Source organism: Microbacterium sp. NPDC089696, assembly GCF_044749125.1.
GTDB lineage: Bacteria > Actinomycetota > Actinomycetes > Actinomycetales > Microbacteriaceae > Microbacterium.
Genome location: NZ_JBIVHF010000002.1, coordinates 512196 through 539191 on the forward strand (window position 1 = coordinate 512196; position 26996 = coordinate 539191).

Here is a 26996-nt window from a genome sequence, read left to right on the forward strand (position 1 = left end):
ATTTCGCGATCACGCGGCACGAACTGCGACCGGAGCACCTCCCGAACTCCCGAGCATCGCTCGACGCACGACGAAGCCCGCCACCCCGGAGGGATGGCGGGCTTCGTTCGGTGCGAGAACTTACTTGTTCTCGACGGCGTCCTCAGCGGCGGCCTCAGCGGCCTCGCCCTCGGCCTGCGACTCGGCACCGGCGTCGGCGGTGGTCTCCTCGGCGGGAGCCTCCTCGGCGGCGGTCTCCTCAGCCGGAGCCTCCTCGGCCGGCTTCTCGGCCTTCGGAGCGGCCTTGGCAGCCTTCTTCTTGGGGGTGACGGGCTCGAGGACGAGCTCGATCACGGCCATGGGGGCGTTGTCGCCCTTGCGGTTGCCGACCTTCGTGATGCGCGTGTAGCCACCCTCGCGCTCCGCGACCAGCGGGGCGATCTCGGCGAACAGCGTGTGCACGACGTCCTTGTCACCGATGACCGAGAGAACGCGACGACGAGCGTGCAGGTCTCCGCGCTTGGCGAAGGTGATCAGGCGCTCGGCGAGCGGACGCAGGCGCTTGGCCTTGGTCTCGGTCGTCTTGATGGACTTGTGGGTGAAGAGCGCAGCGGCGAGGTTGGCAAGCAGCAGGCGCTCGTGGGCGGGGCCGCCTCCGAGGCGGGGACCCTTGGTGGGCTTGGGCATAATCGTCTAACTCCTGGTCAGGAAGGGTCGGGTATCAGAAGGACTCGTCTTCGCTGCCGCCGTAGAAGTGGGCGCCGTCGAAACCGGGCACCGAATCCTTGAGCGACAGACCGAGCGAGATGAGCTTGTCGCGCACCTCGTCGACCGACTTCTGGCCGAAATTGCGGATGTTCATGAGCTGCGTCTCCGACAGGGCGACGAGCTCAGAAACGGTGTTGATGCCCTCACGCTTCAGGCAGTTGTACGAGCGCACGGACAGGTCGAGGTCCTCGATCGGCATCGACAGCTCGCTGGAGTTCACGGCCTCCACCGGCGCCGGGCCGATCTCGATGCCCTCGGCCTCGACGTTCAGCTCGCGGGCGAGACCGAACAGCTCGGTGAGCGTCTTGGCGGCCGACGCGACGGCGTCGCGGGGGCTGATCGCCGACTTGGTCTCGACGTCCAGGACCAGCTTGTCGAAGTCGGTGCGCTCACCGGCACGGGTGGCGTCGACGCGGTAGCTGACCTTGAGGACCGGCGAGTAGATCGAGTCGATCGGGATCTGACCCGCCTCGGCGTACTCGTTGCGGTTCTGCGTCGCCGAGACGTAGCCGCGGCCACGCTCGATCGTGAGCTCGAGCTCGAACTTCGCGGTGTCGTTGAGCGTCGCGATGACGAGCTCGGGGTTGTGCACCTCGACACCGGCCGGAGCCGAGATGTCGGCGGCGGTCACTTCGCCCGCACCGGTCTTGCGCAGGTACGCGGTGATCGGCTCGTCGCGCTCGCTCGAGACGACGAGCTGCTTGATGTTGAGGATGATCTCGGTGACATCCTCCTTCACGCCGGGGATGGTGCTGAACTCGTGCAGCACGCCGTCGATGCGGACGCTGGTGACGGCGGCGCCGGGGATCGACGACAGCAGGCTGCGACGCAGCGCGTTGCCGATCGTGTATCCGAAGCCGGGCTCCAGAGGCTCGATGACGAACCGGCTCCGGTTCTCGACGATCTTTTCCTCGGTGAGTGTGGGACGCTGTGCAATGAGCACTCTGTGTTCCTTTCGATCACATGACCGCTATATGACATGTGGTGGGTGAGGTCTTGAGTTGTGACGTTTCCGTCGGCCCGCAGCGCGGGCGAACCCGCGGAACGGGCATGTGAGGGATGCCGGAGCATCCCTCACATGAGCCGGATCAGACGCGGCGGCGCTTCGGCGGGCGGCAGCCGTTGTGCGCCTGCGGGGTGACGTCCGAGATCGAGCCGACCTCGAGGCCGGCGGCCTGGAGCGAGCGGATCGCGGTCTCGCGGCCGGAGCCCGGACCCTTCACGAGGACGTCGACCTTCTTGACGCCGTGCTCCGCAGCCTGGCGGGCGGCGGACTCCGCCGCCATGCCGGCGGCGTACGGGGTCGACTTGCGGGAGCCCTTGAAGCCCACGCCACCCGACGATGCCCACGCGATGACAGCGCCGGACGGGTCGGTGATCGAGACGATGGTGTTGTTGAACGTCGACTTGATGTGGGCCTGGCCCAGCGCGATGTTCTTCTTCTCCTTGCGGCGCGGCTTGCGCGCGGCGGCCTTGGGTGCAGCCATGAAAGTGTTCTCCTAGTCCCTGGGGCCGCGCTTAGCGGGCCTTCTTCTTGCCGGCGACGGTGCGCTTCGGGCCCTTGCGGGTACGGGCGTTGGTCTTGGTGCGCTGACCACGGACCGGGAGGCCACGACGGTGGCGGATGCCCTCGTAGGAGCCGATCTCGACCTTGCGGCGGATGTCTGCGGCGACCTCGCGGCGCAGGTCACCCTCCACCTTGTAGTTGCCTTCGATGTAGTCGCGGAGTGCGACGAGCTGGTCGTCCGAGAGGTCCTTCACGCGGATCGACTCGTCGATCTCGGTGGCCTTGAGGATCTCGACCGAGCGGGTACGGCCGACGCCGTAGATGTAGGTAAGGGCGATCACCACGCGCTTGTCGCGCGGGATGTCAACGCCGGCAAGACGTGCCATGCGGTTCTCCTGAGTGTGGTGGAGGTGTGGAGCAGGATCGGTGCCCGGGCCTCCGCCCCGAGGTGTCCCCCACCGGAGTGGGATCTGATCCTGCCGTTAGATATTGAGTTGTGAGTCAGATCCGGTCGATCAGCCCTGGCGCTGCTTGTGGCGCGGGTTGCTCTTGCAGATCACCATGACGCGGCCGTGGCGGCGGATCACCTTGCAGTGATCGCAGATGGGCTTGACGCTGGGGTTGACCTTCATGATGTTTCCTGTTCGCTGTCTTCACCGGGCAGGCCCGGGGGCCTGGGGTGTTACTTCTCGACCGATCAGCGGTAGCGGTAGACGATGCGGCCGCGCGTCAGGTCGTAGGGGCTGAGCTCCACGACCACGCGGTCCTCGGGGATGATGCGGATGTAGTTCTGTCGCATCTTTCCTGAGATCGTTGCCAGGACCTTGTGCCCGTTGGTGAGCTCAACGCGGAACATCGCGTTGGGCAGAGCCTCGGAGATCACGCCCTCGATCTCGATGACACCGTCTTTCTTAGCCATAGCCTCGCTGACGCTTCTGCAGACCGGTCGATCTGCGGTGGTGGTTGGATTGCGGTGCCTCACCGATTCGGAACACGCCGAATCAAGGCGCAAGGCACCAAAGATCTATGTTAGACGACGACGGGAGTTCCGGCAACCTGAGCAGGATGCCGGAACTCCCGGGATCGACGAACCTCGATCAGCTGATGAGATCGGTGAACTTCTTGAGGTCGGTCTGGTTCTGCAGGTCCAGACGCTCCCCGTTGATCTCGACGGTCGGGGTGCCCGCGATCTCGTCCTTCTTCGCCTGCGCGACGCCGAACTTGCGGTAGGTCTCGTCGGTGATGCAGGAGACCGCGTCGTCCGCGCCGACCTGGGTGGCGAAGTCGGCGAGCTGCTCCGTGGTGAGACCGGAGGTGTTCTCGTCAGGCTGGTTCTCGAACAGCGTCTTGGAGTAGTCGAGGTAGAGATCCGGGTTCGACTCGGCGACGCACACCGCGGCGCCCGCAGACCGCGAGGAGTACTCGGTGCCCTGCGAGAAGCGGTCCAGGATCGCGATCGGGTGGTACTCGAGAGTGATGCGCCCGTCGGCCGCCGCGGCCTCGAGCGCCGAGCCGAACTGCTGCTCGAAGCTGTTGCAGACGGGGCACTGGAAGTCGACATAGACCGCGACCGTGTCCTCGCCGTCGCCGAACGAGATCGCGCCGGTCTCGGAGTTGAACGTGTCGTTGCTCTTCGGAGCGGCACCCGGGGCGCTCGCCTGGTTGTTCAGGAACACCACGACGAACGCGAGGACGGCCAGGACGACCACCACGGCCGCCGAGACGCCGATCACGAACCAGTTGGGACTGCTGCTCTTCGCGGCTGCCATTGCTTTCCGTTTCTGTCGAGGCCCGCTCGAGGCGGACCCGGCCTGAAGTCCACGGGTGCATGCGCACCCATGCATCCATTGTGCCCGGAGAAACCTATGCGCCGGTTGTGACGCCGGTGACGATACGGCGTCGTTACGCGATCGGGGTCGGCGTGACGCCGAACGGAGCGAGGCCCGCCGCTCCCCCGTCGGGGGCCGTCAGCACCCAGATCCCGTCCGCGTGCAGGGCGACGCTGTGCTCCCAGTGCGAGCCGTCGGTGCCGTCGACCGTCGACACGGTCCAGTCGTCGTCCTCGACGAAGGTCTCCTCGCCGCCGGCCGTGACCATCGGCTCGATCGCGAGGACGAGACCCGGCTTGATCTCGGCACCGGGGTCCGGCGTGCGGTAGTTGAAGACGCTCGGCGCCTCGTGCATCTTGCGGCCGATCCCGTGCCCGACGTACTCGCGGAGGATGCCGTACGTGCTCCCCGACACCGCGGAGGGACCCTGGTCCTCGATGTAGCCCTGGATCGCGGCGCCCAGGTCTCCCAGGTGCGTGGCCGAGGCCATGGCGGCGATCCCCGCCCACATCGACCCCTCGGTCACGCGCGACAGCTCCTGGCGCCGCGCGACGACCTCGGGCTGCGACTCGTCCGGAACCACGATCGTGATGGCGCTGTCGCCGTTCCAGCCCTGATACTGCGCTCCGCAGTCGATCGACACGATGTCACCGGCCTGCAGCACCCGCTCGCCGGGGATGCCGTGCACGACCTCCTCGTTGACCGAGATGCAGGTCGTGTGGCGGTAGCCGCGCACGAGCTGGAAGTTCGACTCGGCGCCCCGCTCCAGGATCAGCCGGTTCGCCGCGGCATCCAGTTCCAGCGTGGTGATCCCAGGACGCACGAGCGGCCGCACGGCGTCCAGCGCCGCGGCCGTGATGAGCCCGGGCTCGACCATGGCGCGCAGCTGCGCGGGGGTCTTGTAGATCGACCGGCGGAACATGGCGTCGGCGTCAGGCGGCGAGACGGAGCCCGCGGGCGGCCAGTGCCGCGAACACGCGCTCGGTGATCTCGTCGAGCGTTCCCACGCCATCGATGCGATCGACGATGCCGCGCTCTCCGTAGACCTCGAGGATCGGAGCGGTCTCGTGCTCGTAGATGTCCAGACGGTGCGCGATGGCCTCGTCGGTGTCGTCGGAACGACCCTGCTCCGCCGCACGCAGCTTCAGGCGCGCGATGCTCTCCTCGCGCGGGACGTCGAGCAGGATGACCGCATCCAGGGACTCGCCGCGTGCGCCGAGGAACTCCTCGAGGTGCGCGACCTGCGCGGTGTTGCGCGGGTACCCGTCGAGCAGGAAGCCGTTCGCGGCATCCTCCTGCGACAGCCGGTCGCGGACGATCTCGCCGGTCAGCGCGTCGGGGACGAGGTCGCCCTTGTCGAGGATCGCCGTGACCTGCTTGCCGAGGTCGGTGCCCTCCTTGATGTTCGCGCGGAACATGTCGCCGGTCGACACCACGGGGATGCCGTAGGACTCGGCGATGCGGACGCCCTGCGTGCCCTTGCCGGAGCCCTGAGGGCCGACGATCAGGAGACGTGCGGATGCTGTCATCGGAGGAGCCCTTCGTAGTGACGCTGCTGCAGCTGCGCATCGATCTGCTTGACGGTCTCCAGACCCACACCGACGATGATGAGGATCGAGGCGCCGCCGAACGGGAAGTTCTGGTTGGCGCCGACCGTGGCGAGGGCGATGAGCGGGATGAGCGCGATCAGACCGAGGTAGATCGAGCCGGGCAGCGTGATGCGGGTGAGCACGTAGTCGAGGTACTCGGCGGTGGGACGACCGGCGCGGATGCCGGGGATGAACCCGCCGTACTTCTTCATGTTGTCGGCGACCTCGACCGGGTTGAACGTGATCGCGACGTAGAAGTAGGTGAACCCGATGATCAGCAGGAAGTACGCCGCCATGTAGATCGGGTGGTTGCCCGTGGTGAAGTACGTGCTGATCCAGGTGACCCACGCAGCGGGCTCGGAGCCGTCCTGCGGGGTGTTGAACTGCGCGATGAGCGCCGGGATGTACAGCAGCGACGAGGCGAAGATCACGGGGATCACACCCGCCATGTTGACCTTGATCGGGATGTACGTGTTCGTGCCGCCGTAGGTGCGGCGACCGACCATGCGCTTGGCGTACTGCACCGGGATGCGCCGCTGCGACTGCTCGACGAACACGACGAGACCCATCACGATGATCCCGACGAGCAGCACGAGCAGGAACACCTCGAAGCCGCGGCTCTCCCAGATCAGCCACATCGCACCGGGGAACGTCGCGGCGATCGAGGTGAAGATGAGGAGCGACATGCCGTTTCCGACGCCGCGCTCGGTCACGAGCTCCGCGAACCACATGATGAGGCCGGTGCCGGCGGTCATCGCCATGATGATGAGCAGCTGCGCCCACCACACGTCGTTCGTGAGGAGGTTCTGGCAGGCCGCGATGTCGGTCTGGCCGAACAGCTGGCCGCTGCGGGCCACCGTGATGAGCGTGGTCGACTGCAGCAGCGCGAGCGCGATCGTCAGGTAGCGCGTGTACTGGGTCAGACGGGCCTGGCCGGCCTGGCCCTCCTTGTGCAGCGCCTCGAAGTGCGGGATGACCACGCGCAGGAGCTGCGTGATGATCGTCGCGGTGATGTACGGCATGACGCCGAGCGCGAAGATCGACAGCTGGAGCAGCGCTCCACCGGAGAAGAGGTTGACGAGACCCAGGAGGCCCTCGGTCTGGGTGTTCTGCGCCAGACACTGCTCGACGTTCGGGAAGTTCACGAACGGAGCGGGGACGTTGGAGCCGAGTCGGTAGATCGCGACGATGGCGAGCGTGAAACCGATCTTCCGACGCAGATCTGGCGTGCGGAAGATCCGCGCGATGGCGCTAAACAAGGGACGTTCCTCCTGAAAAGGTTGCCGATCCCCGAAGGACGGCTGAAAGAACAGGCTAACGCATAAGAGGGGCCGGAGAATCTCCGACCCCTCTCATGACGTGGTTACTTGACGGATCCGCCCGCTGCCACGATCTTCTGCTCGGCAGAACCCGAGACCTTGTCGACCGAGACGGTGAGCTTCACGGCGATGTCGCCGTTACCGAGAACCTTGACCTTCTCGTTCTTGCGAACGGCACCCTTGGCGACCAGGTCGCCGACGGTGACGTCGCCGCCCTGGGGGTACAGCTCCGCGAGCTTCTCCAGGTTCACGACCTGGTACTCCACGCGGAACGGGTTCTTGAAGCCGCGCAGCTTCGGGGTGCGCATGTGCAGAGGCATCTGCCCACCCTCGAAGCCGACGCGCACGGTGTTGCGGGCCTTGGTGCCCTTGGTGCCGCGACCGGCGGTCTTGCCCTTGGAGCCCTCACCGCGACCGACACGGGTCTTCGCGGTGTTGGATCCGGGGACCGGACGCAGGTGGTGCACCTTCAGGACGCCGGGGCGGGATGCCGGAGCATCCTTCTTCGGCGCGGCCTTCTTGGCGGCGGGCTTCTTCGCAGGAGCCTCGGCCTTGGCGTCGGCCGCAGCGGCCGGCGCCTTCTTCGCGGCGGGCTTCTTCTCGGCGGCAGCCTTGGGAGCGGCAGCCTTCTTCGGGGCCTTCTCGGCCTCGACGGCTTCGTTCTTCTCAGCCATTAGTCGATCTCCTCAACCTTCACGAGGTGCGCGACGGTCTTGACGTAGCCGCGCGTCTGCGCGTCGTCGGGGCGGACGGTGCTGTCACCGATCCGCTTCAGACCGAGCGAACGCAGCGTGTCACGCTGGTTCTGCTTCTCGCTCACCTTGGACTTCACCTGCGTGACCTTGAGCCGGGCGGCCATCAGGCACCTACCTTCTGTGCGGCGATGGCCTCGGCCTCGGCGCGGACGAGACGCGCGGGGGCGACCTGGTCGAACTCGAGGCCACGACGTGCGGCGACCGCACGGGGCTCCTCGAGCTGCTTCAGGGCCGTCACCGTCGCGTGCACGATGTTGATCGTGTTCGACGAGCCGAGCGACTTCGACAGCACGTCGTGGATGCCGGCGCACTCGAGCACGGCGCGCACGGGACCACCCGCGATGACACCGGTACCGGCGGCGGCGGGACGCAGCAGCACGACACCGGCCGCAGCCTCACCCTGCACGGGGTGCGGGATGGTGCTGCCGACGCGCGGCACGCGGAAGAAGTTGCGCTTGGCCTCTTCGACGCCCTTCGAGATCGCCAGGGGGACCTCGCGGGCCTTGCCGTAGCCGACGCCGACCAGACCGTTGCCGTCGCCGACGACCACGAGAGCGGTGAAGCTGAAGCGACGACCACCCTTCACGACCTTCGACACGCGGTTGATGGTCACGACGCGCTCGAGGAACTGGTTGTCACCACGGTCGCGCGAGTTGCGGTCGCGGCCACCCTGGTTGCGGTCACCACGGCCGCCGCGGCGACCGTCGCGCTGGTCACGAGTCGGCTCGGCCTGCGTGGTGCCGGCGGCCGTCTCGGAAGTGGCAGCAGCCGCTTCGGTCACTTCGTTCTCCTTGTTGTCACTCACAGTGCCAGGCCTCCCTCACGAGCGCCATCGGCGATGGCGGCGACACGACCGGCGTAGCGGTTGCCGCCACGGTCGAACACTGCCTCGGAAACGCCGGCGGCCTTCGCACGCTCGGCGACGAGCTCGCCGACCTTGCGGGCCTTGGCGGTCTTGTCACCCTCGAACCCGCGCAGGTCGGTCTCGAGCGTCGAAGCCGACGCGACGGTGTGACCCTTGCTGTCGTCGACGAGCTGCACGAAGACGTGGCGAGCCGAACGGTTGACGACGAGGCGCGGACGCACCTCGGTGCCCACGACCTTCTTGCGAAGGCGGGCGTGACGACGCGCGCGGGCGTCAGACTTTGACTTGAGAGCCATGGTTACTTACCACTCTTTCCGGCCTTGCGACGCACGTTCTCGCCGGCGTAGCGCACGCCCTTGCCCTTGTACGGCTCGGGCTTGCGGATCTTGCGGATGTTGGCAGCTGCCTCGCCGACAGCCTGCTTGTCGATCCCGCTGACGGTGAGCTTGTTGGTGCCCTCGACCGTGAGCGTGATGCCGGCGGGAGCGTCGATCAGGACCGGGTGCGAGAAGCCGAGGGCGAACTCGACCGAGCTGCCCTTCTGCTGCACGCGGTAACCGGTGCCGACGACCTCGAGACCCTTGGAGTAGCCCTGGGTCACGCCGATGATGTTGTTGTTGATGAGCGTGCGGGTCAGGCCGTGGAGAGACCGCGACTCGCGCTCGTCGTCGGGACGGGTGACGAGAACCTGGTTCTCCTCGACCGCGACCTCGATGGGGGTGGCGACCGTCAGGGTGAGCTCACCCTTGGGGCCCTTCACCGCGACCTGGCGGCCGTCGACCGAAACGGTCACGCCCGCAGGAACGTCGATGGGAAGTCGTCCGATACGCGACATGTCGAATTACCACACGTAGGCGAGAACTTCTCCGCCCACGCCCTTCTGCTCAGCCTGACGGTCCGTGAGAAGACCGGAGGAGGTGGACAGGATGGCCACGCCGAGGCCGCCGAGGACCTTGGGAAGCTCGGTGGACTTCGCGTACACGCGGAGTCCGGGCTTCGACACGCGCTTGATGCCCGCGATCGAACGCTCCCGGTTGGGGCCGTACTTCAGCTGCAGCGTGAGGTTGGTGCCGACGCGGGCGGCGGAGGTCTCCCAGCCCGCGATGTAGCCCTCCTGCTGGAGGATCTCGGCGATGTGCGTCTTGAGCTTGCTCGACGGCAGCGTCACGGAGTCGTGGTGCGCCGAGTTCGCGTTGCGCAGACGGGTCAGCAGATCTGCGACCGGGTCTGTCATTGTCATTGGTGTTTTCCTTCGTTCATGAGGTTCCGGCTGCCGTTACACGACAGACGGCCTGCGATGAGCACGCAATCTTCAATTGTACGGGCACTTCGGCAGGCTCAGTGACCGGAGTCCCTGAGCCTGCCGAGGTGTCACGCCTGTGCGTCGTCCGAGCGGAACGGGAAGCCGAGGTGGCGCAGCAGGGCGCGACCCTCGTCATCCGTCTTCGCGGTGGTGACAACGGTGATGTCGAAACCGCGAACCCGGTCGATCTTGTCCTGATCGATCTCGTGGAACACGCTCTGCTCCTGGAGACCGAAGGTGTAGTTGCCGTTGCCGTCGAACTGCTTGGCCGACAGACCCCGGAAGTCGCGGATGCGGGGCAGTGCGAGCGAGACCAGGCGGTCCACGAACTCCCACGCGCGGTCACCGCGGAGGGTGACGTGCGCGCCGATGGCCTGGCCCTCGCGCAGCTTGAACTGCGCGATGGACTTGCGGGCCTTCGTGACGATCGGCTTCTGGCCGGTGATCTTGGTGAGATCGTCGACCGCACCGTCGATCACCTTGCTGTCGCGAGCTGCCTCGCCGACACCGGTGTTCACGACGACCTTGACCAGTCCGGGGATCTGCATGACGTTCGTGTAGCCGAACTCGTCCTGCATCGCCTTCTTGATCTCGGAGTTGTACTTCGCCTTCAGGCGGGGCTGGATCTTGCCAGCCACCGCAGCGTCGGTCGATGCCATCAGAGGTCCTTACCGCTCTTCTTCGCGAAGCGCACGCGGACGGTGCGCTTGACGCCGTCCTTGGTCTGCTCCTCGACCCGGTGGCCGACCTTGGTCGGCTTCTTGGTCGAGGGGTCGACGAGTGCGACGTTCGAGATGTGGATGGGAGCCTCGACGGTCTCGAGGCCACCCGTCTTGGTGCCGCGCTGCGTCTGGCCGACGCGCGTGTGCTTGGTGACGTAGTTCACGCCCTCGACGACGACGCGGTTGCGCTCGGACAGGATCTCGAGGACCTTGCCCTGCTTGCCGCGCTCGTCCTTGGGTCCGGTGATGACCTGGACGAGGTCACCCTTCTTGATCTTCGCCATGACTTAGATAACCTCCGGCGCCAGCGAGACGATCTTCATGAACTTCTTGTCGCGAAGCTCACGACCGACCGGACCGAAGATACGGGTGCCGCGGGGCTCCCCGTCGTTCTTCAGGATCACGGCGGCGTTCTCGTCGAACTTGATGTACGAGCCGTCGGGACGGCGCGTGGACTTGACGGTGCGGACGATGACGGCCTTGACCACATCGCCCTTCTTGACGTTTCCGCCGGGGATCGCGTCCTTGACGGTCGCGACGATGGTGTCACCCAGGCCGGCGTACCGACGACGCGAGCCGCCGAGCACACGGATGGTGAGCAGCTCCTTCGCGCCGGTGTTGTCGGCGACCTTGAGGCGAGACTCCTGCTGAATCACTTGGCCTTCTCCAGAATCTCCACCAGACGCCAGCGCTTCGTGGCGCTCAGCGGGCGGGTCTCGTTGATCAGGACGAGGTCGCCGACGCCGGCGGTGTTCGCCTCATCGTGCGCCTTGACCTTCGAGGTGCGGCGGATGACCTTGCCGTAAAGCGGGTGCTTCACGCGGTCCTCGACCTCGACCACGATGGTCTTGTCCATCTTGTCGCTGACGACGTAGCCACGGCGGGCCTTGCGGTACCCACGGGCGTCCACGTCGCGGACGTCGTGCGCGGCGTGCTCGACCTCAGCGGCCGCAGCCTTCTTCTCAGCCATCACTCGGCCTCTTCCTTCACGGCGTCGTCGGCGGCATCCGCCTTCTTCGCCTTCGACTTGGACGCCTTCTTGGCCGGAGCCTCGACCGGAGCGGGCGTCGCACGGATGCCCAGCTCGCGCTCGCGGATCACGGTGTAGAGGCGCGCGATGTCGCGCTTGACGGCGCGGATGCGGCCGTGGCTCTCCAGCTGGCCGGTGGCCGACTGGAAACGGAGGTTGAACAGCTCCTCCTTGGCCTTGCGCAGCTCCTCAACGAGGCGCTGGTCTTCGAACGTGTCGAGCTCTGCCGGAGCGAGCTCCTTGGTGCCGATCGCCATTACGCGTCGCCCTCCTCGCGCTTGATGATGCGTGCCTTGAGCGGCAGCTTGTGGATTGCTCGGGTGAGTGCCTCGCGAGCGAGTTCCTCGTTGACACCCGCGACCTCGAAGAGGACGCGACCCGGCTTGACGTTGGCGACCCACCACTCGGGCGAGCCCTTACCGGAACCCATGCGGGTCTCAGCCGGCTTCTTGGTGAGCGGACGGTCCGGGTAGATGTTGATCCACACCTTTCCGCCACGCTTGATGTGACGGGTCATCGCGATACGAGCGGACTCGATCTGACGGTTCGTCACGTACGCCGGCGTGAGCGCCTGGATGCCGAACTCGCCGAAGGAGACCTTCGTGCCGCCGGTGGCCTGGCCGTCGCGCTTGGGGTGGTGCTGCTTGCGGTACTTGACCTTACGGGGAATAAGCATCAGGCAGACGCTCCTTCTGCGACAGGGGCCTCGTTGCGCGGAGCGCGGCGGCGGTCGCCACCACGGTCGTCACGACGCGACTTCGGTGCGTTGGCCTGCTCGCGGGCAAGCTCCTTGTTGGTCAGGTCGCCCTTGTAGATCCAGACCTTCACGCCGATGCGGCCGAAGGTGGTCTTCGCCTCGTAGAAGCCGTAGTCGATGTTCGCGCGCAGCGTGTGCAGCGGCACACGACCCTCGCGGTAGAACTCCGAGCGGCTCATCTCGGCGCCGCCGAGGCGGCCGGAGACCTGGATGCGGATGCCCTTGGCGCCAGCGCGCTGCGCGCCCTGGAGACCCTTGCGCATCGCACGACGGAACGCCACACGAGCAGACAGCTGCTCGGCGATGCCCTGCGCGACGAGCTGAGCGTCGGCCTCGGGGTTCTTCACCTCGAGGATGTTCAGCTGGATCTGCTTGCCGGTGAGCTTCTCGAGGTCGCCGCGGATGCGCTCGGCCTCGGCGCCACGACGACCGATCACGATGCCCGGGCGGGCGGTGTGGATGTCGACGCGGACGCGGTCACGGGTGCGCTCGATCTCGATGTTCGAGACGCCGGCGCGGTCGAGCTGCGTCTGCAGCAGACGACGGATCTTGATGTCCTCGGCGACGTAGTCGGCGTAACGCTGACCCGGCTTCGTCGAGTCCGAGAACCAGCGCGACACGTGGTCCGTGGTGATGCCGAGACGGAAGCCGTACGGGTTTACCTTCTGTCCCATTACTTGCTCGCCTTCTTGTTGCTGTCGCCCGCAGCGACCGGAGCCGCCTCAGGCGTGGAGAGCACGACCGTGATGTGGCTCGTGCGCTTCTTGATCTGGAAAGCGCGACCCTGTGCACGGGGCTGGAAACGCTTGAGCGTCGTGCCCTCGTCCACGTACGCGTTCTTCACGTACAGGTCCTGCTCGTCGAGGTACTCGCCGTCGCGATCCGCCTTGACCTGCGCGTTGGCCATGGCCGACGCGACAAGCTTGTAGATCGGCTCACTCGCGGACTGCTGAGCGAACTTCAGGATGGCGAGAGCCTCCTGGGCCTGCTTGCCCTTGATGAGCGCGACGACACGACGAGCCTTCTGCGGGGTCACGCGGATGTGCTTCACGCGTGCGATGGATTCGACCATTAGCGGCGCCGCCCCTTCTTGTCGTCCTTCTCGTGGCCGCGGAAGGTGCGGGTGGGCGCGAACTCGCCCAGCTTGTGACCGACCATGGTCTCGGACACGAACACGGGGATGTGCTTGCGTCCGTCGTGGACCGCGATCGTGTGACCCAGCATGGCCGGGATGATCATGGACCGACGGGACCAGGTCTTGATGACGTTCTTCGTGCCGGCTTCGTTCTGCACGACCACCTTGCGAAGCAGGTGCTCGTCGACGAAGGGGCCCTTCTTAAGACTGCGAGGCATCTTCTCTTACTCCTACTTGCGCTTCTTGCCGGCGTTGCGACGGCGCACGATGTACTTGTCGCTTTCCTTGTTGGCGTGACGGGTGCGACCCTCAGCCTGGCCCCACGGGGAGACGGGGTGACGTCCACCGGACGTCTTGCCCTCACCACCACCGTGCGGGTGGTCGACCGGGTTCATCGCGACACCGCGGACGGTCGGGCGGACGCCCTTCCAGCGCATGCGGCCGGCCTTGCCCCAGTTGATGTTCGACTGCTCGGCGTTGCCCACCTCGCCGATGGTCGCGCGGCAGCGCGCATCGACGTTGCGGATCTCGCCCGAGGGCAGACGCAGCTGGGCGAAGTTGCCGTCCTTGGCCACGAGGCGCACGGAGGCACCGGCCGAACGCGCCATCTTCGCGCCGCCACCGGGGCGGAGCTCGATCGCGTGGATGACGGTACCCGTCGGGATGTTCTTCAGCGGGAGGTTGTTGCCCGGCTTGATGTCGGCGCCTGCACCCGACTCGACGATGTCGCCCTGCTTGAGCTTCGCCGGCGCGAGGATGTAGCGCTTCTCGCCGTCGAAGTAGTGCAGCAGCGCGATGCGTGCGGTGCGGTTGGGGTCGTACTCGATGTGAGCGACCTTGGCGTCCACGCCGTCCTTGTCATTGCGACGGAAGTCGATGACGCGGTACTGGCGCTTGTGGCCACCACCGATGTGACGGGTCGTGACGCGGCCCTGGTTGTTGCGACCACCGGTCTTCGAGAGCGGGCGCAGCAGCGACTTCTCCGGCGTCGATCGGGTGATCTCGGCGAAGTCAGCCACCGACGAGCCGCGACGGCCCGGGGTCGTGGGCTTGTACTTGCGAATAGCCATGATTGTCCTTTATCCCCCGGATCAGCCGATTGCCGTGAAGATGTCGATGGTGCCCGACTTCAGGGTCACGATGGCGCGCTTGGTGTCCTTGCGCTTGCCGGTGCCGAAGCGGGTGCGACGAGCCTTGCCGACGCGGTTGAGGGTGTTGACCCCAGCGACCTTGACGCCGAAGATCTTCTCGATGGCGAGCTTGATCTCGGTCTTCGAAGCGCGCGGGTCCACGAGGAAGGTGTACTTGCCCTCGTCGATCAGACCGTAGCTCTTCTCGGACACGACCGGCTTCAGGATGATGTCGCGCGGGTCCTTGTTCAGGGCCGTCTGGAGAACAGATGCCTGCTCGCTCATGCGGAGACCTCCTGGTTGGCGCCGGACTTGGAGGCGATGAAGCCCTCGAGAGCGGCCTGGGTGAAGACGATGTCGTCGGAGACGAGCACGTCGTAGGCGTTGAGCTGGTCGAACGTCAGCACGTGGACGTGGCCGAGGTTGCGGAGGCTCTTGAGCGCGAGCTCGTCGCCGCGCTCGGTGACCACGAGGACGTTCTTCGACGTGGCGACCTGGGCGAGGAAGCTCGCCGCGGCCTTGGTCGAGGGCGTGCCCTCGGTGCCGAAGGTGTCGATCGCGTGCAGGCGGTCACCGCGGAAGCGGTCGCTGAGCGCGCCCAGGAGGGCGGCGGCGATCATCTTCTTGGGGGTGCGCTGCGAGTAGTCGCGCGGCTTGGGGCCGTGCACGATGCCACCGCCGGTCATGTGCGGCGCGCGGATGGAGCCCTGACGGGCGTTACCCGTGCCCTTCTGCTTGAAGGGCTTGCGGCCGGCACCCGAGACCTCGCCACGACGCTTGGTCGAGTGCGTGCCCTGGCGAGCCGCCGCGAGCTGCGCGACGACGACCTGGTGGATGAGCGGGATGTTCGTCTTGGCGTCGAACAGCGCGGCGGGAAGCTCGACGGAGCCTGCCTTCTTGCCGTCTGCCTTGAGGACGTCAAGCGCGAGAGTGGAGTCAGCCATGATCAGGCACCCTTCACTGCGTTGCGGACGTAGACGATGCGGCCGCGCGCACCGGGGACGGCGCCCTTGACGAGCATGAGTCCCTTCTCGGCGTCGACGGAGTGCACCGTGAGGTTGAGGACGGTCACGCGCTCGCCACCCATACGGCCGGCCATGCGCATGCCCTTGAAGACGCGGCTCGGGGTCGACGATGCGCCGATGGAGCCGGGCTTGCGGTGGTTGCGGTGCGCACCGTGCGATGCCGAGACGCCCTTGAAGTTGTGGCGCTTCATGACACCGGCGAAGCCCTTGCCCTTGCTCGTGCCGACGACGTCGACGAGCTGGCCGGCCTCGAACGTGCCGTCGACCGTGAGCTCCTGGCCCAGGGTGTAGTCGCCGGCGTCCGCGGTGCGGACCTCGGTGACGTGACGGCGCGGCGTGACGCCTGCAGCCTCGAAGTGAGCGGAGAGCGGCTTGTTGACCTTGCGGGGGTCGATCTGGCCGTACGCGATCTGCACGGCGTTGTAGCCGTCCTTCTCGGGGGTACGGATCTGAGTGACCACGTTCGGAGCGAGCTCGATGACGGTGACGGGAACGAGCTTGCCGTTCTCGTTCCACACCTGGGTCATGCCGAGCTTCGTGCCCAGCAGGCCCTTGGAAACCTTTGCGTTGATGTCAGCCATGTCGGACCTCAGAGCTTGATCTCGATGTTGACATCGGCCGGCAGGTCGAGACGCATCAGCGAGTCGACGGCCTTGGGCGTCGGGTCGACGATGTCGATCAGACGCTTGTGGGTGCGCATCTCGAAGTGCTCGCGGCTGTCCTTGTACTTGTGCGGCGACCGGATGACGCACACGACGTTCTTCTCGGTCGGAAGGGGCACGGGACCGACGACGGTCGCGCCCGCACGGGTCACGGTGTCGACGATCTTGCGTGCGGACGTGTCGATGACCTCGTGGTCATACGACTTCAGGCGAATGCGGATCTTCTGTCCCGCCATTGTCTGCTCTCTCTCTTTAGGCGTCGTACCGTCCTCGATCGGGTGACCCAGGGGCATTGGACGCACGTCGGCGCTGTTCGCGCCTCGGCACTCGAACGGCTCCGGGGAGCCGGTCTGCGCACCACTGTTCTGCTGTCAGCCCGCACGCCTCACGACGAGCGGTTGCCGACCCCCGCCGCGCACGGCAGGGCCCTCATGATGAAGGTGTCGGGGGTGTTCTGCCACCCGCGGCCTAGGTCCCTGCGCTCCTGCGCCGCCTATGCACTGCCCTGGTGGTGATCCGGCGCACGCGCGAGCGCCGCCGAAATGTCGAACCTGTCTATTCTGCCACGGCGGATTTCGGTTCCGCAAACCCGGGCGTGTCGCGCTGGCTGAGCATCCCCTGAGGATGTCGACTGCAGCTCCTCGCCGACGTCGACGTCGCGGCGATCCGTCCTGTCAGGCCCGGGAGGAGAGCGGGGCGAGGCATCCCCATGCCTCGCCCCGCTTGGGGAGGGCGTTCAGTGCGAGGGGGCACACCGAACGCGAGGTCTCCGGCGTGAAGGGACGCCGGATTCCTCGACCGAGGGCGCGGCGAGAAGACCGCCGCGCAGGCGGGAAGACGCCTGAGCGCACAGAGTGCGCGCGTCGCACGATGATCCCCAAAATCGCTTCCCCAGTTTGACGCGGCGAACCGCGTGGATTCAGGATGTCGAACCCCTTCGACATCCCTCGACCGCAAGATCCCCAGGCGGTCGATCTTCATCATAGAGGACGCGGAGGCAGAAACGCGAGACCGCGATCGAGAATGTCGCTGCGCCGGAACACGAGAACGGCGGCCCTCCCCCCGGAGAGCCGCCGTCCGTCGTCGTGCGGCAGGACCTACTCGGTGCCGACGGCCTTGTCGGCCTGGTCGCGGATCTCGTCGATCTTGTCAGCCGCGCCGGGAGCGATCTTCTTCGCGAAGTCCGCGACGCCGTCGAGGACCTTGTCGCTGATCTCCTCCGCCTGCTCGCTCTTGACCGCCTCTTCGATCTTGTCCTTGTTCTGCTCGAACAGTTCCTTGCCCTTGTTCACGGCGTTGCCGACGGTGTCTTCGATACCCATGCGGGCCCCCTTTGATGATCCGATCAGCGCCGGTTGTCCCGCGCCACGATCATTCTGCACGCCCGGACGCCGGCGCGGAAGAGAGGTGTGACGCGACGTCATCCGCGTCGCGTCACACCCCGGAGACTCAGGCCTCCGTGCCCGCTGTCCGGCGGCGTCTGCGTTCGAGCAGGAGTCCGCCGGACACCAGCATGAGCAGCGCCGCCAGGGCGAGCAGCCACGCGGGTTCCGCTCCCGTCGCCGCGAGGGGATCGGCCGGGGCGACGTCGGCGCCCGCGTCGGACACGAGCTCGGCGTCGTCGACCTGCTCTGTGGGCGAGTCGACCGAGACGATGTTCATGACCGTCGGCGGAGTCGTCGCGCCGATGCGCACGAAGAGGGTGAGGGTGACCTCGCCGTCCACGGGGATGCCCTCGTCGAGCGTCCAGGTGACGACCCGTCCGTCGACGCGCACCCCGGTGTCCGGCGAGCTCGCGAACGTCAGCCCTTCGGGCAGCGCATCCGTCACGGTGATCGGACCGGGATCGGCCGTCGGGCCGATGTTCCGCACGACGATCTCGTACTTCCCCTCCTTGCCGACCTGGAACAGGCCGAGTGCGGTCTTCTTCACGACGAGGGCCGACAGCGCGGGCACCGACACGGCATCCTCGACCCTGTTGTCCTCGGGGGTGCGGTCGGGATGCTCGTCCGTGATCTCCGTGGCCGCGACCTCGGCGATGTTGACGACCTCCGGGTACGCCCCCACGCGCACGCGCGTCGCGACCACGAGCTCCGGGGAGTCCGTCCCGGGCGCGAGCACGGACGTGTACCGGGCGACCACGCGGGTCCCCGACTCGGGGGTCCCGCCGTCGACGGGGCGACGGATTCGATGATCCACCCCGCACCGACGGCGTCGCCCGGCACGGTCAGGACCTCGAGCCCGGCCGGCACCGTGTCGGTGATGACGACGCCCGTCGCCTCGGACGGGCCGGCGTTGCGGACCTGCAGCGTGAAGGGCAGCTCGTCCCCGATCCGCACGGCGCCGGCGTCGTGGCGCTTGACGACCGCGAGATCGACCTCTCGCTCGACCGTGACGTCGGCGACGTCGGTGTCGTTGTCGGCGTTCGAATCGGGAGTGCCCGACGACACCGACGCGGAGTTCCGCAGGACGGTGCCCTGCGCCACGGTCGCGTCGATCCGCACGTCGAACTCGATCGCCGGCGCGGCCACGCCGCTTCCGAGTCCGGCGCCGGCCGGGTCGAGGGTGAACGTCACGGTCCGGGCATCCGCCTCGTCGACCGCCGCGGACCACAGGTCGGCGGCGTCGCCGGCGAGCGCCACGAAGGCGGTGCCGTCCGGCAGCCGGTCGACGACCGTGACGGGCCCGACCGCGTCACTCGCGCCGAGGTTCTCCACCTCGATGCGGTAGCGGAGGCTCTCGCCCGCGATCGCCGCGGCGGTCTCGACGCCGTCGACCGTGATCGCGGTCTTCACGAGCTGCAGGTCGGCGTCGGTCGTGACGTCGATCTGCGCGGAGTCGCTGTCCTCGTGCGGCGAGGTCGAGCGGCTGTCCGTCCAGGTGAGCGTCGCGGTGTTGGTCAGCGCCGTGCCGGTCGGCACGTTCGATCCGATGCGCGCGACGACCGAGATGGTGCTCTGGCCGACGGGGTGCTCGGTGCGCAGGCAGCTCTGCGAGCCGTCCTCGCACGTCCACCCCTCCCCCGCGATCGACACCGCGGTGAGCCCGGCGGGCAGCACGTCGGCGACGAACGCGTCCGCGACCGAGGGACCGTCGTTGACCACCGTGAGCGTGTAGACGACCTCGGTGCCGGCGATCCACGGGCCGGTCGCGGCCTCCTTCGCGATCGACATGTCGGCGAGCCTCACGATGTCGATCGCGGCCTCGTCATGGTTGTTCGTGGGATCCGAGTCGTCGGGTCCGGTCACGTCGGCTGCGTTGACGAGTCGCTGCACACGGACGTCCGCGGCGACCGACGCCGTCACCTCGATCACGATCGTCTCGTCGGGCGCGATGGTGTCCGCACCGGTGAGCGCCGACCACGAGACCGAACGCCCGTCCTCGCCCACGGTCGCGTCGGCGGCCGTGGGCTCCGCGCCGGCCACGGCGATCGTGGACGACACGTACACGAGCCCCGCGGGGAGCCGGTCGGCGATCGTGACGGGTGCGCCCGAGATGCTCGGGCCGCGGTTCGTCACGGTCAGTCGGAAGCGGGTCTGCGTTCCCGCGACCACCTCGGGGACGACACCGTCGGCCACGGCGACGCCGTCCGCGTCGAGCGGCTGCTTGACGATCGACAGATCGGCCACGCGGTCGGAACCCGTCGTGTCCCCGTCCCGCGGGACGTTCGTCGAGTTCGCGGCTTCGGCCCTGGCCCAGTTCTCCACCGCGGAGTCCGGGGTCAGTGCGGCATCGATCGTGTAGGTCACGACGAACGACCGGGTGTTCTGATCCGCCGCCGCCGAGACGCCGCCGTCGACGGCGAAGGTGTCGGACGCGCCCGGTCCCGCGGTGCGGGTCCACGCGCCGATCTCGTCGTGCAGTGCGGCGAAGGAGAGCATCTCGGGCACCTCGTCGACCACGCGGAGGTCGCGGGCATCCGCCGGACCGTTGTTCGTGACGATCACGCGGTAGCTGACGGTCTCTCCGGCGACGACGGCCGGAAGCGCGGCCCCGAGCTGCGCGGCGTCCTTCCACGTGCCGCCGTCGAGGACCACCCGCGTCTTCGTGATCGCGAGCGTCGTGTCGTCGCCGGGCGTGACCTCGACCTCGCCCTCGTTGTTCGCGGGGGTCGGATCCGTCGTGGCGCCCGGCGCGACCGTGGCGACGTTGCGGATCGCGCCGCCCGTCCACGAGGAGTCGATCGTGCCGGTGAGAGACAGGTCCTGTGCCGGACCGATGGGCAGCTGCGATCCGGAGAACGTCCACGTCACGGTGTCACCGGCCGTGGCGGGCCACCCGTCGGAGGCCGAGACCGTCCACGCGGTGAGGCTCCCGGAAGGATCCTGCACGCCGCTGATCCCCGCCGGGACGACGTCGGTCACGGTGATCGGCGAAGCCGTGGTCGAGACCGCGACGGAGGGGCCGTTGTTGCGCACCTTGATGCTCCAGGTGATCGGGCGACCGGCCGTGGGCTCCGCCGTGTTCACGGACTTCGTCAGCGCGAGATCGGCCGCACTGGAGATCGAGGTCGTCGCCGTCGCGGTGTTGTCCTTCGTGACGTCCGCGGGTCGCTCGTACGTGCGTCCGGTCGCCGACGCGGTGTTCGAGGCGGTGCCCGTCGCGGGCGCCGTGACCGTGACGTTCGCGAGGAGGACGATGCGATCGCTGCCGTCGGCCTTGAGCGTCCGGGCACGGTCGCCCACGACGAACGGATCGGCCGCCGTGCCGGTGCCCGACAGCGTCAGCGCGACGCCCGTCGCATCCGAGGCGCTCGAGTGGTACCGCGCGGTGAAGGCACCGGTGGTGACGCCCTCCGGCAGATCGGTCGCGTCGGTCACGACGAACGGCCCGCTCGCGGCATCCGGCCCCTGGTTCGTGACCGTGATGCGCCACTGCGGCTGCACGTACCCGGTGCGGGCGGTCTCGCCCGCGATCCAGGTCCCCTGGGGGTCGCCGCCGATCGCCTGCTTCACGACGCGCAGGTCCGCCCGCGCGATGTGCGCGTCCGCCGCCGCATCCGGTCCCGCGTACGAGCCCGAGGCGTTGCGGGTCGACCCCGTCGTGTCGGTCGCGACGCCGCTGACGGTGTTGCGGTGGTCGATCGCGAGGCCCGCGCCGGGGTCGGTCACGGCACCGGGGTGCGGAACCGTCGCGAAGGTCACGAGCAGCGTGCGCTGCGCATCCGTCGCTCCCCCCGTCGTCCCGGGCAGCAGCGGCTGTCCCGTCGACGAGCCCAGCGTCCAGGTCAGGACCTGACGTCCGTCCTCGGCGGTGATCACCGGCGACTCGGCCAGATCGACCGGCGACGCGGTGCCGACCGTGAGGCGCGGGACGACCGTGGCGTCGTACGCCCAGTTGGCCGGGAGGGTGTCCGTCAGTGTGAGCGTCTGCGCGTCGCCGGCGCCGGTGCTGCGCGCCTGCAGCGTCCACGAGAACGACTCGCCGACGAAGGCCTCGCTGCCCGACGCGACGCGCTTGCTCAGCGCGATCTGCGGGAAGCGCGGCGTGATCGCCGCGGCACCCGAGGTGTTCGTCGAGAGGATCGCGCCGCCGCCCGGCCTCGTGCCCGTCCCGGGGCGATACGTCCATCCCCCGGTCTCGGCGGACTCGTAGCGGGTGACGACCGCGCGGTTGCCGAGTGCTCCGGTGCCCAGCGCCTCCGCCGCGACGAACGTGCCACGGTAGACGAGGTCGAGCGTGTTGGCGCCCGCGAGGTTGCTCAGCGGCCCCGCGAGGGTCCAGGTGATCACGCCGCCGCGGCCCTCACGCAGTGCGGTCTCGTCCGAGAACGTCGCGCCGTCGAAGACCGTCTGCGTCGTATCGATGCGGATGCCGCGGTCGACGGTGTCGGTGACGACGACGCCGTAGGCGGGCGCGGTGCCGACGCCGGTCGCGTTGCTGACGCGGACCCGGTAGGTGAACGACTGGTCCGGTCCGCCGGCCGAAGCGGCGCCGTAGGCGCTGTCCGCCGCTCCCGTGTTCTTGACCGTCTTGGCGATCGTGACGCTCGGGTTGAGGATCGTCAGCGGTGCGGTCGCGGTCTGCGTGCGACGGTCGGATGACGTCGTCGAGCCGTCGACCTTGCTCCAGGCGAACGTCGCGCTGTTCACCGGCGCCGCCGAGGTGACGGCCGTCGTGATCCGCGCCTGGTACGTGACGGTGATGGACCGGGCGGACGTCCAGGCCAGCACGTCGTCGGAGGAGATCCTCCACGACAGCGCGCGGCCGTCGACCGTCGGCGCGCCGACGACCGGGGCGTCGGGGCCGCCGGCCCACTGCACGGTCTGCGTGGTCGTCCCGTCGGCGAGGAACTCGACTCCGGCCGGGAGCGTGTCGCTCAGCGTGACGTCGTAGAAGTTGGTGTTCGACGGGAGGGAGGCGGTCACGGAGTACGTGACGATCTCGCCGACGGCGGCCGCCGTGGGGCCGACCTTCTTCTCGATCGACGCCTCGGGCATCTTCACCGTGGCGGTGGCAGATCGCGTGTACGTGCCGCGGCGATCCGCGGTGTCGCGGTCGGCGCCCACGGCGAGCGGCAGCGTGTGCCCCGTGAGCTCGGCGCGGTTGACGAACTCCGACCCGCCGCCCGCGTGGGCCTGCACGGTGCCGAGGTACGTCAGCGTCGGCGTGACGCCGTCACCGTGGAGGGCGGGGATCGTCCACTCGATGAGCGTCCCGGTGCCGGAGCCCCGGGTGATGGCGGTGGATGCCGAGCCGCTGCAGTCCTCGTCGAGGATCCGCGCGGTGCCGACCGAGGCGCTGAGGGCGCTCGGGGTGACCTCCTGCGGCACGCAGTCGATCACGACGACGTCGTACAGCGCCGGACGACCCGAGGCGTTGCCCGCGGTGAGCGTGTACGTCACCGTGCCCTTGGCCGAGACCGTGGACGAGGACGTGGTCTTGCGGAGCGTCGGCGACGGCTCGATGAACTGCGCCGATGCGGTGTCCGTGCGGGCCAGACGGGAGCCGCCCGTCGCGTTCGGGTCGAGGAAGGTCAGACGCGCGGTGTTCGTGAGCGCCGTGGCGTGCGCGATGTCGGCTCGCGAGCCGCCGTCGGCCGAGGCGTCCTTGTCGGTCACCCACACCGTGATGCGCGCGCGGAAGGTCTGCGGCGCGGACGTCGCGTTGGTGTAGACGTCGGGGAAGGTGAGCACGCCGTGCGACTCCCCCGCACGCTCGGAGGCGCGGAAGTCGTTCGCGCCGGTGCCGATCGCGAGGGTTCCGCCGGAGGGGCCGAAGAACGCCGCGCTGCCCTCGACGTAGGTGTAGGCCATCGAGCCGGAGCCGGGCGAGATGCCGAGCCGTCCGTCGTCGGAGAGGATCGCGCCCCGCACGGTGGTGCGCGCCGGGATGGTCACGGAGTATTCGAACGTGGCCTGCTCGCCCTGCACGATCTGCGTCGCGCTGTTGCGCGTCCCGTCGCCGAGGTCCACGACGCCGGCTGCGGCATCCGCGGTGGGGGCGACCTCGGTGGAGACCAGCGTCTTCTCGACGACGACGTCGGGCAGATGGATCTCTGCGCTGTCGACCGTGTCGGCGTCCGACGCCGACACCTCGTCGGCCCGCGGCGTGCGCGTCGTGAGTTGCTGACGTCCGCCCTCGCGCTGCGGCACCACGGTGGTCGTGCGGCTCGGGGTGTTCTCGACGCCGTAGCTGACGATCCCCGCGGTGTTCGTGTAGCGCTGGGTCAGCTGGGCGGCTGCGCCGCCGCCGTCGACACCCGCCGGAACGGTGAGCGTGTACCCGAGGCTGACACCTCGCACGCGCTCGACGCCCGTGCCCGCCGCGGCGACGGACCCGGCGATCGACGCGTCGACCGTCCAGGCGATCACCGAGCGGTCGGCGAGAGCCGGATCGAGCGAGATCCCGTCGGGCAGCGTCTCCCCCGCGTCGTACGCGGTCGCGGAGAACTCTCCGGCCGAGAGCGGCGTCGTCGCGCCGCCGTCGTACCGCTCGGCGGTGTATGTCGACACATCGGCCTTCGTGACGCCGGCGGGGAGCACGTCCCACACGACGTAGTCCGTCGTGGTGTTCTGCGGCGCCTTCACGTCGATGCGGTACTCGACCGCCTGCCCCTGCACGACCTGCCTGGTCTCGATGCGCGCACCGAAACCCGCACCGATGACCGACCCGTCGACCGCGCGGATGCCCTTCGTGAGCGTCGCACCCCAGTCGAGGTCGATGCCGGCGTCGTCGCGCAGGAACGAGATCTCGCCGTCGACGTTGACCTGCTGGTACTTCGCGTGGTTGAGCGGGCTGTCGACGTCGTCCTGCGACGCCGACTGCGCCTGCACGACGCCGCGGAGGTACACGGTGACCGCGCTGCCTGCGGGCATGAAGCGGTCGCCGCTGCCGGTGCGGTTGTGCGCGCCGAACTCCCACGAGAGCGACGTGCCGCTCGCGGCCGTGTTCGGGATGTAGTCGCCGGGGAACGTCCCCGTCCCCCAGACGATCGGCGTCGTCACGTCGCTGAATCCGGGGATGCCGCGGTAGGCGTAGCGGAGCTCGGCGAGCTCCACACCCTCGGGCAGGTAATCGGTGAGGATCGGGTTGCGGGTGTCGATACCCGTCGCGAACGGGACGACGATGCGGTACCAGACGTCGTCCCCGGGGGAGAACGGCGTCGCGCTCTCGGCGGACCAGGTCGCCCCGGCATCCGTGGGTTCCTGTCCTCGCTCGAGCACCGTCTTGTCGAGACTCGTGAAGTGCGAGGTGATGAGTGCGGAGGAGTCGTCGAGCGTGTGGCGGACGCCGCCGACGCGGTCGCTGAGCGCGGGGTCGTCAGCGATGGCCGCGATCGGCGTGGTCTGCGCCGCGACCTGCACCGTGTTGAGGAACCGGTCGCCCGAGCTCGTGCCGCCGTTCGCGCCCGTGTAGTTGGGACGCTGCATGACCGCGTACCGTCCGACGAAGGACGAGCCCGCGGCGAGGTCGGCGACCGCGAACGTCACCGTGAAGGTGCCGTCTCCCGGCGCATAGGTCATCGAGGTGAGAGTGAGTCCGTCCGACAACTGGGCGCCCTGCGCCTCGGTCGGGAAGTTGCAGGCGTCTCCGGGGACCTGGGAGTTCCACTCCTCGGCGGACACCGCGCGATCGCCCACCTTCAGCGCGACCGCCGCGCCCGAGCTCGGGAACGCCGGGCACAGGCCGTTCGGGATGACGTCGGTGAGGACGACGTGCGAGGCGTCGACGTACTCGCTCACGTCGACCCGCACCGAGTAGGTCGCGACCGAGCCGGTGTCGAACATCGCGCCCGCCTCGACGCTCTTCACGACGCGGACGTCGACGGCCTCGATCACCTCGTCGTCGTCGTCGCGCGCGTCGCGGTGCACCGGGTCGCCGTCGAGCACGACGCCCTGGTAGGTGCCTGCCGCAGCGGCCACGTTACGGAACGACTGCGCCGCCTCGGGTCCGGTCTCGCCGCCGTGGCGCGTCGAGGCGCCGGTGTTGTTGTCGAGGTTCGCGGCCTGGCCGCCCGTCGCCGCGGCGGGGGCGGTGCCCTCGGCCCACAGGGCGTTCGCGAAGAGCGGGACGGCCGCGTGATAGCGGATCTCGGCGACGGCGCCGGCAGCGAGGTCGCCGAGCGTCCAGACGACGACCGTGTAGACACCGGCACCGGGCAGGCCGAGAGCACTCGCGCGGGCCGCGTCGATCCGCACGGTGTCGACAGACTCGGCCGCCGTGACGCCGCCGACCAGTGCGCCGGATCCGTCGTACTCCGCGCTCGTCGAGTTGTCGCCGACCGCGAGGCCGAGGTACTCGAGACCTGCCGGCAGGTAGTCGGTGACGGTGACGCCCGTCGTCGCCCCGCGGGTCGTGTTCTCGACCTCCAGCGTGTACGTCGTCACGTTGCGGTGCACGCCGCGGAGCAGTTCGCTCTCGACGCTCGGCTCGTTCTTGACGATCCGCAGGGCCCGCACCGGCACGTCATCGGTCGCGGAGCCCGCGCCCGAGGTGTGGTCGGTGGTGCGCGACACGCTGGGCGAGCCGTCAAAGGTCGGCAGTCGCGAGGGGTCGTCGCTCGTGTGGGCGCGAATCGAGAACCCGATCTCGCCGCCCACGGGGTACAGGTCGCTGATCGGCGCGATCGTGATGCGCGACGAGACCGTCGCACCCTGCGGGAGGTCGTTGACGTTCGACCACACCCACACCTGCTGACCGGTCGGCACCGCGCACAGCGGAGCCTCCGTCGCGACGACGAGCCCCTGGGCCGCGCAATCGTCCGCGGCGGTGCGCGAGCGGTTCGGAAGAGTCTCGCCCTCCGTGTACACCACGGGGGTGCCGAACGACCCTCCGGAGACGAACTCGACGGAGGCCGGCAACGTGGCGATCAGGCTGAGGTTGAACTGCGCGCCGCCGTCGCCGTTGCGCACGGCCACGTCGAAGGAGACGTCCTCGCCCGCGAGCACGAAATCCTTGCCGGACCCGGACGGATCGACGTTCTGCGCCGAGATCGTCGGGGCCCAGGGGGCCGCTGTCGCCATCTGCGCCGTGACTCCGAGCGCGAGCGCCCCGGTGACGAGCGAGACGACGGCGGTGATCGCCGTCAGTCTCCGGGCGCGCTGATCCATCTTCCGACGCAGGGTCGAACGCATGCTGAAACTCCCCGATGACCCCGCACACCACTCCCCGATGTGCG

The 26996-nt window shown here is 68.4% G+C and carries 33 protein-coding genes; all 33 read right to left on the reverse strand.

Features of this window, described 5'->3' with window-relative positions:
* Window positions 1-120: 120 nt before the first annotated feature.
* On the reverse strand, window positions 121-666 hold the full coding sequence (gene rplQ / locus ACIPY8_RS12810) for a 50S ribosomal protein L17 (RefSeq protein ID WP_400818738.1): 546 nt from the start codon (window positions 664-666) through the stop codon (window positions 121-123).
* Between the two features lie 34 nt (window positions 667-700).
* Entirely contained in the window at window positions 701-1690 is a 990-nt protein-coding gene (locus ACIPY8_RS12815; RefSeq protein WP_050722516.1) for a DNA-directed RNA polymerase subunit alpha, read from the reverse strand.
* A gap of 145 nt (window positions 1691-1835) precedes the next feature.
* Window positions 1836-2234 carry a 30S ribosomal protein S11 gene (rpsK, locus tag ACIPY8_RS12820; protein WP_050722515.1) on the reverse strand — a complete coding sequence of 133 codons (399 nt, stop codon included), beginning with the start codon at window positions 2232-2234 and terminating at the stop codon, window positions 1836-1838.
* 31 nt (window positions 2235-2265) lie between these two features.
* Window positions 2266-2640 (reverse strand): 30S ribosomal protein S13, encoded by a 375-nt coding sequence (gene rpsM / locus ACIPY8_RS12825; RefSeq protein WP_050722514.1) that lies wholly within the window; start codon window positions 2638-2640, stop codon window positions 2266-2268.
* Window positions 2641-2769: 129 nt separating this feature from the next.
* A complete protein-coding gene (gene rpmJ, locus ACIPY8_RS12830) occupies window positions 2770-2886 on the reverse strand; it encodes a 50S ribosomal protein L36 (RefSeq protein ID WP_005050492.1) in 117 nt (38 codons plus the stop codon).
* 65 nt (window positions 2887-2951) lie between these two features.
* Entirely contained in the window at window positions 2952-3173 is a 222-nt protein-coding gene (infA, locus tag ACIPY8_RS12835; RefSeq protein ID WP_028496510.1) for a translation initiation factor IF-1, read from the reverse strand.
* Window positions 3174-3351: 178 nt separating this feature from the next.
* Complete coding sequence (locus ACIPY8_RS12840; RefSeq protein ID WP_400818744.1) at window positions 3352-4023, reverse strand: DsbA family protein; 672 nt, start codon at window positions 4021-4023, stop codon at window positions 3352-3354.
* Window positions 4024-4156: 133 nt separating this feature from the next.
* Window positions 4157-5005, reverse strand: a complete 849-nt coding sequence (gene map / locus ACIPY8_RS12845) for a type I methionyl aminopeptidase (RefSeq protein ID WP_400818746.1) — start codon at window positions 5003-5005, stop codon at window positions 4157-4159.
* A 10-nt stretch (window positions 5006-5015) separates the two neighbouring features.
* Entirely contained in the window at window positions 5016-5612 is a 597-nt protein-coding gene (locus tag ACIPY8_RS12850; protein WP_400818749.1) for an adenylate kinase, read from the reverse strand.
* Window positions 5609-6931, reverse strand: a complete 1323-nt coding sequence (gene secY / locus ACIPY8_RS12855) for a preprotein translocase subunit SecY (protein WP_400818751.1) — start codon at window positions 6929-6931, stop codon at window positions 5609-5611. Before secY ends, ACIPY8_RS12850 begins: the two co-directional genes overlap by 4 nt.
* 104 nt (window positions 6932-7035) lie before the next feature.
* Entirely contained in the window at window positions 7036-7665 is a 630-nt protein-coding gene (gene rplO, locus ACIPY8_RS12860; protein WP_082297539.1) for a 50S ribosomal protein L15, read from the reverse strand.
* Entirely contained in the window at window positions 7665-7850 is a 186-nt protein-coding gene (rpmD, locus tag ACIPY8_RS12865; RefSeq protein WP_042538783.1) for a 50S ribosomal protein L30, read from the reverse strand. The genes rplO and rpmD overlap by 1 nt, the downstream gene beginning before the upstream one ends.
* Window positions 7850-8527 (reverse strand): 30S ribosomal protein S5, encoded by a 678-nt coding sequence (rpsE, locus tag ACIPY8_RS12870; RefSeq protein ID WP_269406194.1) that lies wholly within the window; start codon window positions 8525-8527, stop codon window positions 7850-7852. Before rpsE ends, rpmD begins: the two co-directional genes overlap by 1 nt.
* 20 nt (window positions 8528-8547) lie before the next feature.
* The gene (gene rplR, locus ACIPY8_RS12875) at window positions 8548-8907 is read right to left on the reverse strand and encodes a 50S ribosomal protein L18 (RefSeq protein WP_247625170.1); all 360 of its coding nucleotides are present in this window, start codon (window positions 8905-8907) and stop codon (window positions 8548-8550) included.
* Window positions 8908-8909: 2 nt separating this feature from the next.
* Window positions 8910-9446 carry a 50S ribosomal protein L6 gene (rplF, locus tag ACIPY8_RS12880; protein ID WP_400818756.1) on the reverse strand — a complete coding sequence of 179 codons (537 nt, stop codon included), beginning with the start codon at window positions 9444-9446 and terminating at the stop codon, window positions 8910-8912.
* A 6-nt stretch (window positions 9447-9452) separates the two neighbouring features.
* Window positions 9453-9851, reverse strand: a complete 399-nt coding sequence (rpsH, locus tag ACIPY8_RS12885; RefSeq protein ID WP_050722505.1) for a 30S ribosomal protein S8 — start codon at window positions 9849-9851, stop codon at window positions 9453-9455.
* A gap of 131 nt (window positions 9852-9982) precedes the next feature.
* Complete coding sequence (gene rplE / locus ACIPY8_RS12890) at window positions 9983-10573, reverse strand: 50S ribosomal protein L5 (RefSeq protein WP_400818759.1); 591 nt, start codon at window positions 10571-10573, stop codon at window positions 9983-9985.
* Complete coding sequence (gene rplX, locus ACIPY8_RS12895) at window positions 10573-10920, reverse strand: 50S ribosomal protein L24 (RefSeq protein WP_050722503.1); 348 nt, start codon at window positions 10918-10920, stop codon at window positions 10573-10575. The genes rplE and rplX overlap by 1 nt, the downstream gene beginning before the upstream one ends.
* Window positions 10921-10923: 3 nt before the next feature.
* On the reverse strand, window positions 10924-11292 hold the full coding sequence (rplN, locus tag ACIPY8_RS12900) for a 50S ribosomal protein L14 (RefSeq protein WP_053097479.1): 369 nt from the start codon (window positions 11290-11292) through the stop codon (window positions 10924-10926).
* Window positions 11289-11606 carry a 30S ribosomal protein S17 gene (gene rpsQ / locus ACIPY8_RS12905; RefSeq protein WP_400818763.1) on the reverse strand — a complete coding sequence of 106 codons (318 nt, stop codon included), beginning with the start codon at window positions 11604-11606 and terminating at the stop codon, window positions 11289-11291. Before rpsQ ends, rplN begins: the two co-directional genes overlap by 4 nt.
* A complete protein-coding gene (gene rpmC, locus ACIPY8_RS12910; protein WP_050722500.1) occupies window positions 11606-11923 on the reverse strand; it encodes a 50S ribosomal protein L29 in 318 nt (105 codons plus the stop codon). The genes rpsQ and rpmC overlap by 1 nt, the downstream gene beginning before the upstream one ends.
* Complete coding sequence (gene rplP / locus ACIPY8_RS12915; protein ID WP_045275476.1) at window positions 11923-12342, reverse strand: 50S ribosomal protein L16; 420 nt, start codon at window positions 12340-12342, stop codon at window positions 11923-11925. The genes rpmC and rplP overlap by 1 nt, the downstream gene beginning before the upstream one ends.
* On the reverse strand, window positions 12342-13097 hold the full coding sequence (gene rpsC, locus ACIPY8_RS12920) for a 30S ribosomal protein S3 (RefSeq protein ID WP_050722499.1): 756 nt from the start codon (window positions 13095-13097) through the stop codon (window positions 12342-12344). Before rpsC ends, rplP begins: the two co-directional genes overlap by 1 nt.
* The gene (rplV, locus tag ACIPY8_RS12925; protein ID WP_226531406.1) at window positions 13097-13495 is read right to left on the reverse strand and encodes a 50S ribosomal protein L22; all 399 of its coding nucleotides are present in this window, start codon (window positions 13493-13495) and stop codon (window positions 13097-13099) included. Before rplV ends, rpsC begins: the two co-directional genes overlap by 1 nt.
* Window positions 13495-13776, reverse strand: coding sequence for a 30S ribosomal protein S19 (gene rpsS / locus ACIPY8_RS12930; RefSeq protein WP_017201589.1), 282 nt, complete (start codon window positions 13774-13776; stop codon window positions 13495-13497). The genes rplV and rpsS overlap by 1 nt, the downstream gene beginning before the upstream one ends.
* A 12-nt stretch (window positions 13777-13788) precedes the next feature.
* Window positions 13789-14628 carry a 50S ribosomal protein L2 gene (gene rplB, locus ACIPY8_RS12935; protein ID WP_400818769.1) on the reverse strand — a complete coding sequence of 280 codons (840 nt, stop codon included), beginning with the start codon at window positions 14626-14628 and terminating at the stop codon, window positions 13789-13791.
* A gap of 21 nt (window positions 14629-14649) precedes the next feature.
* A complete protein-coding gene (rplW, locus tag ACIPY8_RS12940) occupies window positions 14650-14973 on the reverse strand; it encodes a 50S ribosomal protein L23 (protein WP_017829206.1) in 324 nt (107 codons plus the stop codon).
* Window positions 14970-15632, reverse strand: a complete 663-nt coding sequence (gene rplD, locus ACIPY8_RS12945; protein WP_400818771.1) for a 50S ribosomal protein L4 — start codon at window positions 15630-15632, stop codon at window positions 14970-14972. The genes rplW and rplD overlap by 4 nt, the downstream gene beginning before the upstream one ends.
* 2 nt (window positions 15633-15634) lie before the next feature.
* Window positions 15635-16294 (reverse strand): 50S ribosomal protein L3, encoded by a 660-nt coding sequence (gene rplC / locus ACIPY8_RS12950; RefSeq protein ID WP_400818774.1) that lies wholly within the window; start codon window positions 16292-16294, stop codon window positions 15635-15637.
* Between the two features lie 8 nt (window positions 16295-16302).
* Window positions 16303-16611, reverse strand: a complete 309-nt coding sequence (gene rpsJ, locus ACIPY8_RS12955; RefSeq protein WP_017201594.1) for a 30S ribosomal protein S10 — start codon at window positions 16609-16611, stop codon at window positions 16303-16305.
* An 861-nt stretch (window positions 16612-17472) separates the two neighbouring features.
* Complete coding sequence (locus tag ACIPY8_RS12960) at window positions 17473-17697, reverse strand: hypothetical protein (protein ID WP_400818776.1); 225 nt, start codon at window positions 17695-17697, stop codon at window positions 17473-17475.
* Between the two features lie 127 nt (window positions 17698-17824).
* Entirely contained in the window at window positions 17825-18337 is a 513-nt protein-coding gene (locus ACIPY8_RS12965; protein WP_400820337.1) for an LPXTG cell wall anchor domain-containing protein, read from the reverse strand.
* Entirely contained in the window at window positions 18304-26952 is an 8649-nt protein-coding gene (locus tag ACIPY8_RS12970; RefSeq protein WP_400818778.1) for an isopeptide-forming domain-containing fimbrial protein, read from the reverse strand. Before ACIPY8_RS12970 ends, ACIPY8_RS12965 begins: the two co-directional genes overlap by 34 nt.
* Between the last annotated feature and the right edge of the window lie 44 nt (window positions 26953-26996).

Bases quoted from the DNA above. Each gene is read 5' to 3' on its own strand.
- rplC (WP_400818774.1), bottom strand. From the start codon at position 16,294: ATGGCTGACATCAACGCAAAGGTTTCCAAGGGCCTGCTGGGCACGAAG.
- rplD (WP_400818771.1), bottom strand. From the start codon at position 15,632: ATGGCTGACTCCACTCTCGCGCTTGACGTCCTCAAGGCAGACGGCAAG.
- rpmC (WP_050722500.1), bottom strand. From the start codon at position 11,923: ATGGCGATCGGCACCAAGGAGCTCGCTCCGGCAGAGCTCGACACGTTC.
- ACIPY8_RS12850 (WP_400818749.1), bottom strand. From the start codon at position 5,612: ATGACAGCATCCGCACGTCTCCTGATCGTCGGCCCTCAGGGCTCCGGC.
- rplO (WP_082297539.1), bottom strand. From the start codon at position 7,665: ATGGCTGAGAAGAACGAAGCCGTCGAGGCCGAGAAGGCCCCGAAGAAG.
- rplF (WP_400818756.1), bottom strand. From the start codon at position 9,446: ATGTCGCGTATCGGACGACTTCCCATCGACGTTCCTGCGGGCGTGACC.
- rplV (WP_226531406.1), bottom strand. From the start codon at position 13,495: ATGGTCGAATCCATCGCACGCGTGAAGCACATCCGCGTGACCCCGCAG.
- ACIPY8_RS12970 (WP_400818778.1), bottom strand. From the start codon at position 26,952: ATGCGTTCGACCCTGCGTCGGAAGATGGATCAGCGCGCCCGGAGACTG.
- rpsK (WP_050722515.1), bottom strand. From the start codon at position 2,234: ATGGCTGCACCCAAGGCCGCCGCGCGCAAGCCGCGCCGCAAGGAGAAG.
- rplQ (WP_400818738.1), bottom strand. From the start codon at position 666: ATGCCCAAGCCCACCAAGGGTCCCCGCCTCGGAGGCGGCCCCGCCCAC.
- rpmJ (WP_005050492.1), bottom strand. From the start codon at position 2,886: ATGAAGGTCAACCCCAGCGTCAAGCCCATCTGCGATCACTGCAAGGTG.
- rpsM (WP_050722514.1), bottom strand. From the start codon at position 2,640: ATGGCACGTCTTGCCGGCGTTGACATCCCGCGCGACAAGCGCGTGGTG.
- rpsC (WP_050722499.1), bottom strand. From the start codon at position 13,097: ATGGGACAGAAGGTAAACCCGTACGGCTTCCGTCTCGGCATCACCACG.
- rpsS (WP_017201589.1), bottom strand. From the start codon at position 13,776: ATGCCTCGCAGTCTTAAGAAGGGCCCCTTCGTCGACGAGCACCTGCTT.
- ACIPY8_RS12960 (WP_400818776.1), bottom strand. From the start codon at position 17,697: ATGGGTATCGAAGACACCGTCGGCAACGCCGTGAACAAGGGCAAGGAA.
- rpmD (WP_042538783.1), bottom strand. From the start codon at position 7,850: ATGGCCGCCCGGCTCAAGGTCACGCAGGTGAAGTCCAAGGTGAGCGAG.
- infA (WP_028496510.1), bottom strand. From the start codon at position 3,173: ATGGCTAAGAAAGACGGTGTCATCGAGATCGAGGGCGTGATCTCCGAG.
- rplE (WP_400818759.1), bottom strand. From the start codon at position 10,573: ATGGCATCGACCGACGCTGCGGTGGCTGGCAAGATCCAGCCCCGCCTG.
- map (WP_400818746.1), bottom strand. From the start codon at position 5,005: ATGTTCCGCCGGTCGATCTACAAGACCCCCGCGCAGCTGCGCGCCATG.
- rplB (WP_400818769.1), bottom strand. From the start codon at position 14,628: ATGGCTATTCGCAAGTACAAGCCCACGACCCCGGGCCGTCGCGGCTCG.
- rplW (WP_017829206.1), bottom strand. From the start codon at position 14,973: ATGAGCGAGCAGGCATCTGTTCTCCAGACGGCCCTGAACAAGGACCCG.
- rplP (WP_045275476.1), bottom strand. From the start codon at position 12,342: ATGCTTATTCCCCGTAAGGTCAAGTACCGCAAGCAGCACCACCCCAAG.
- rpsJ (WP_017201594.1), bottom strand. From the start codon at position 16,611: ATGGCGGGACAGAAGATCCGCATTCGCCTGAAGTCGTATGACCACGAG.
- ACIPY8_RS12840 (WP_400818744.1), bottom strand. From the start codon at position 4,023: ATGGCAGCCGCGAAGAGCAGCAGTCCCAACTGGTTCGTGATCGGCGTC.
- rpsQ (WP_400818763.1), bottom strand. From the start codon at position 11,606: ATGGCTGAGAAGAAGGCTGCGGCCGCTGAGGTCGAGCACGCCGCGCAC.
- rplX (WP_050722503.1), bottom strand. From the start codon at position 10,920: ATGGCGAAGATCAAGAAGGGTGACCTCGTCCAGGTCATCACCGGACCC.
- rplR (WP_247625170.1), bottom strand. From the start codon at position 8,907: ATGGCTCTCAAGTCAAAGTCTGACGCCCGCGCGCGTCGTCACGCCCGC.
- rpsH (WP_050722505.1), bottom strand. From the start codon at position 9,851: ATGACAATGACAGACCCGGTCGCAGATCTGCTGACCCGTCTGCGCAAC.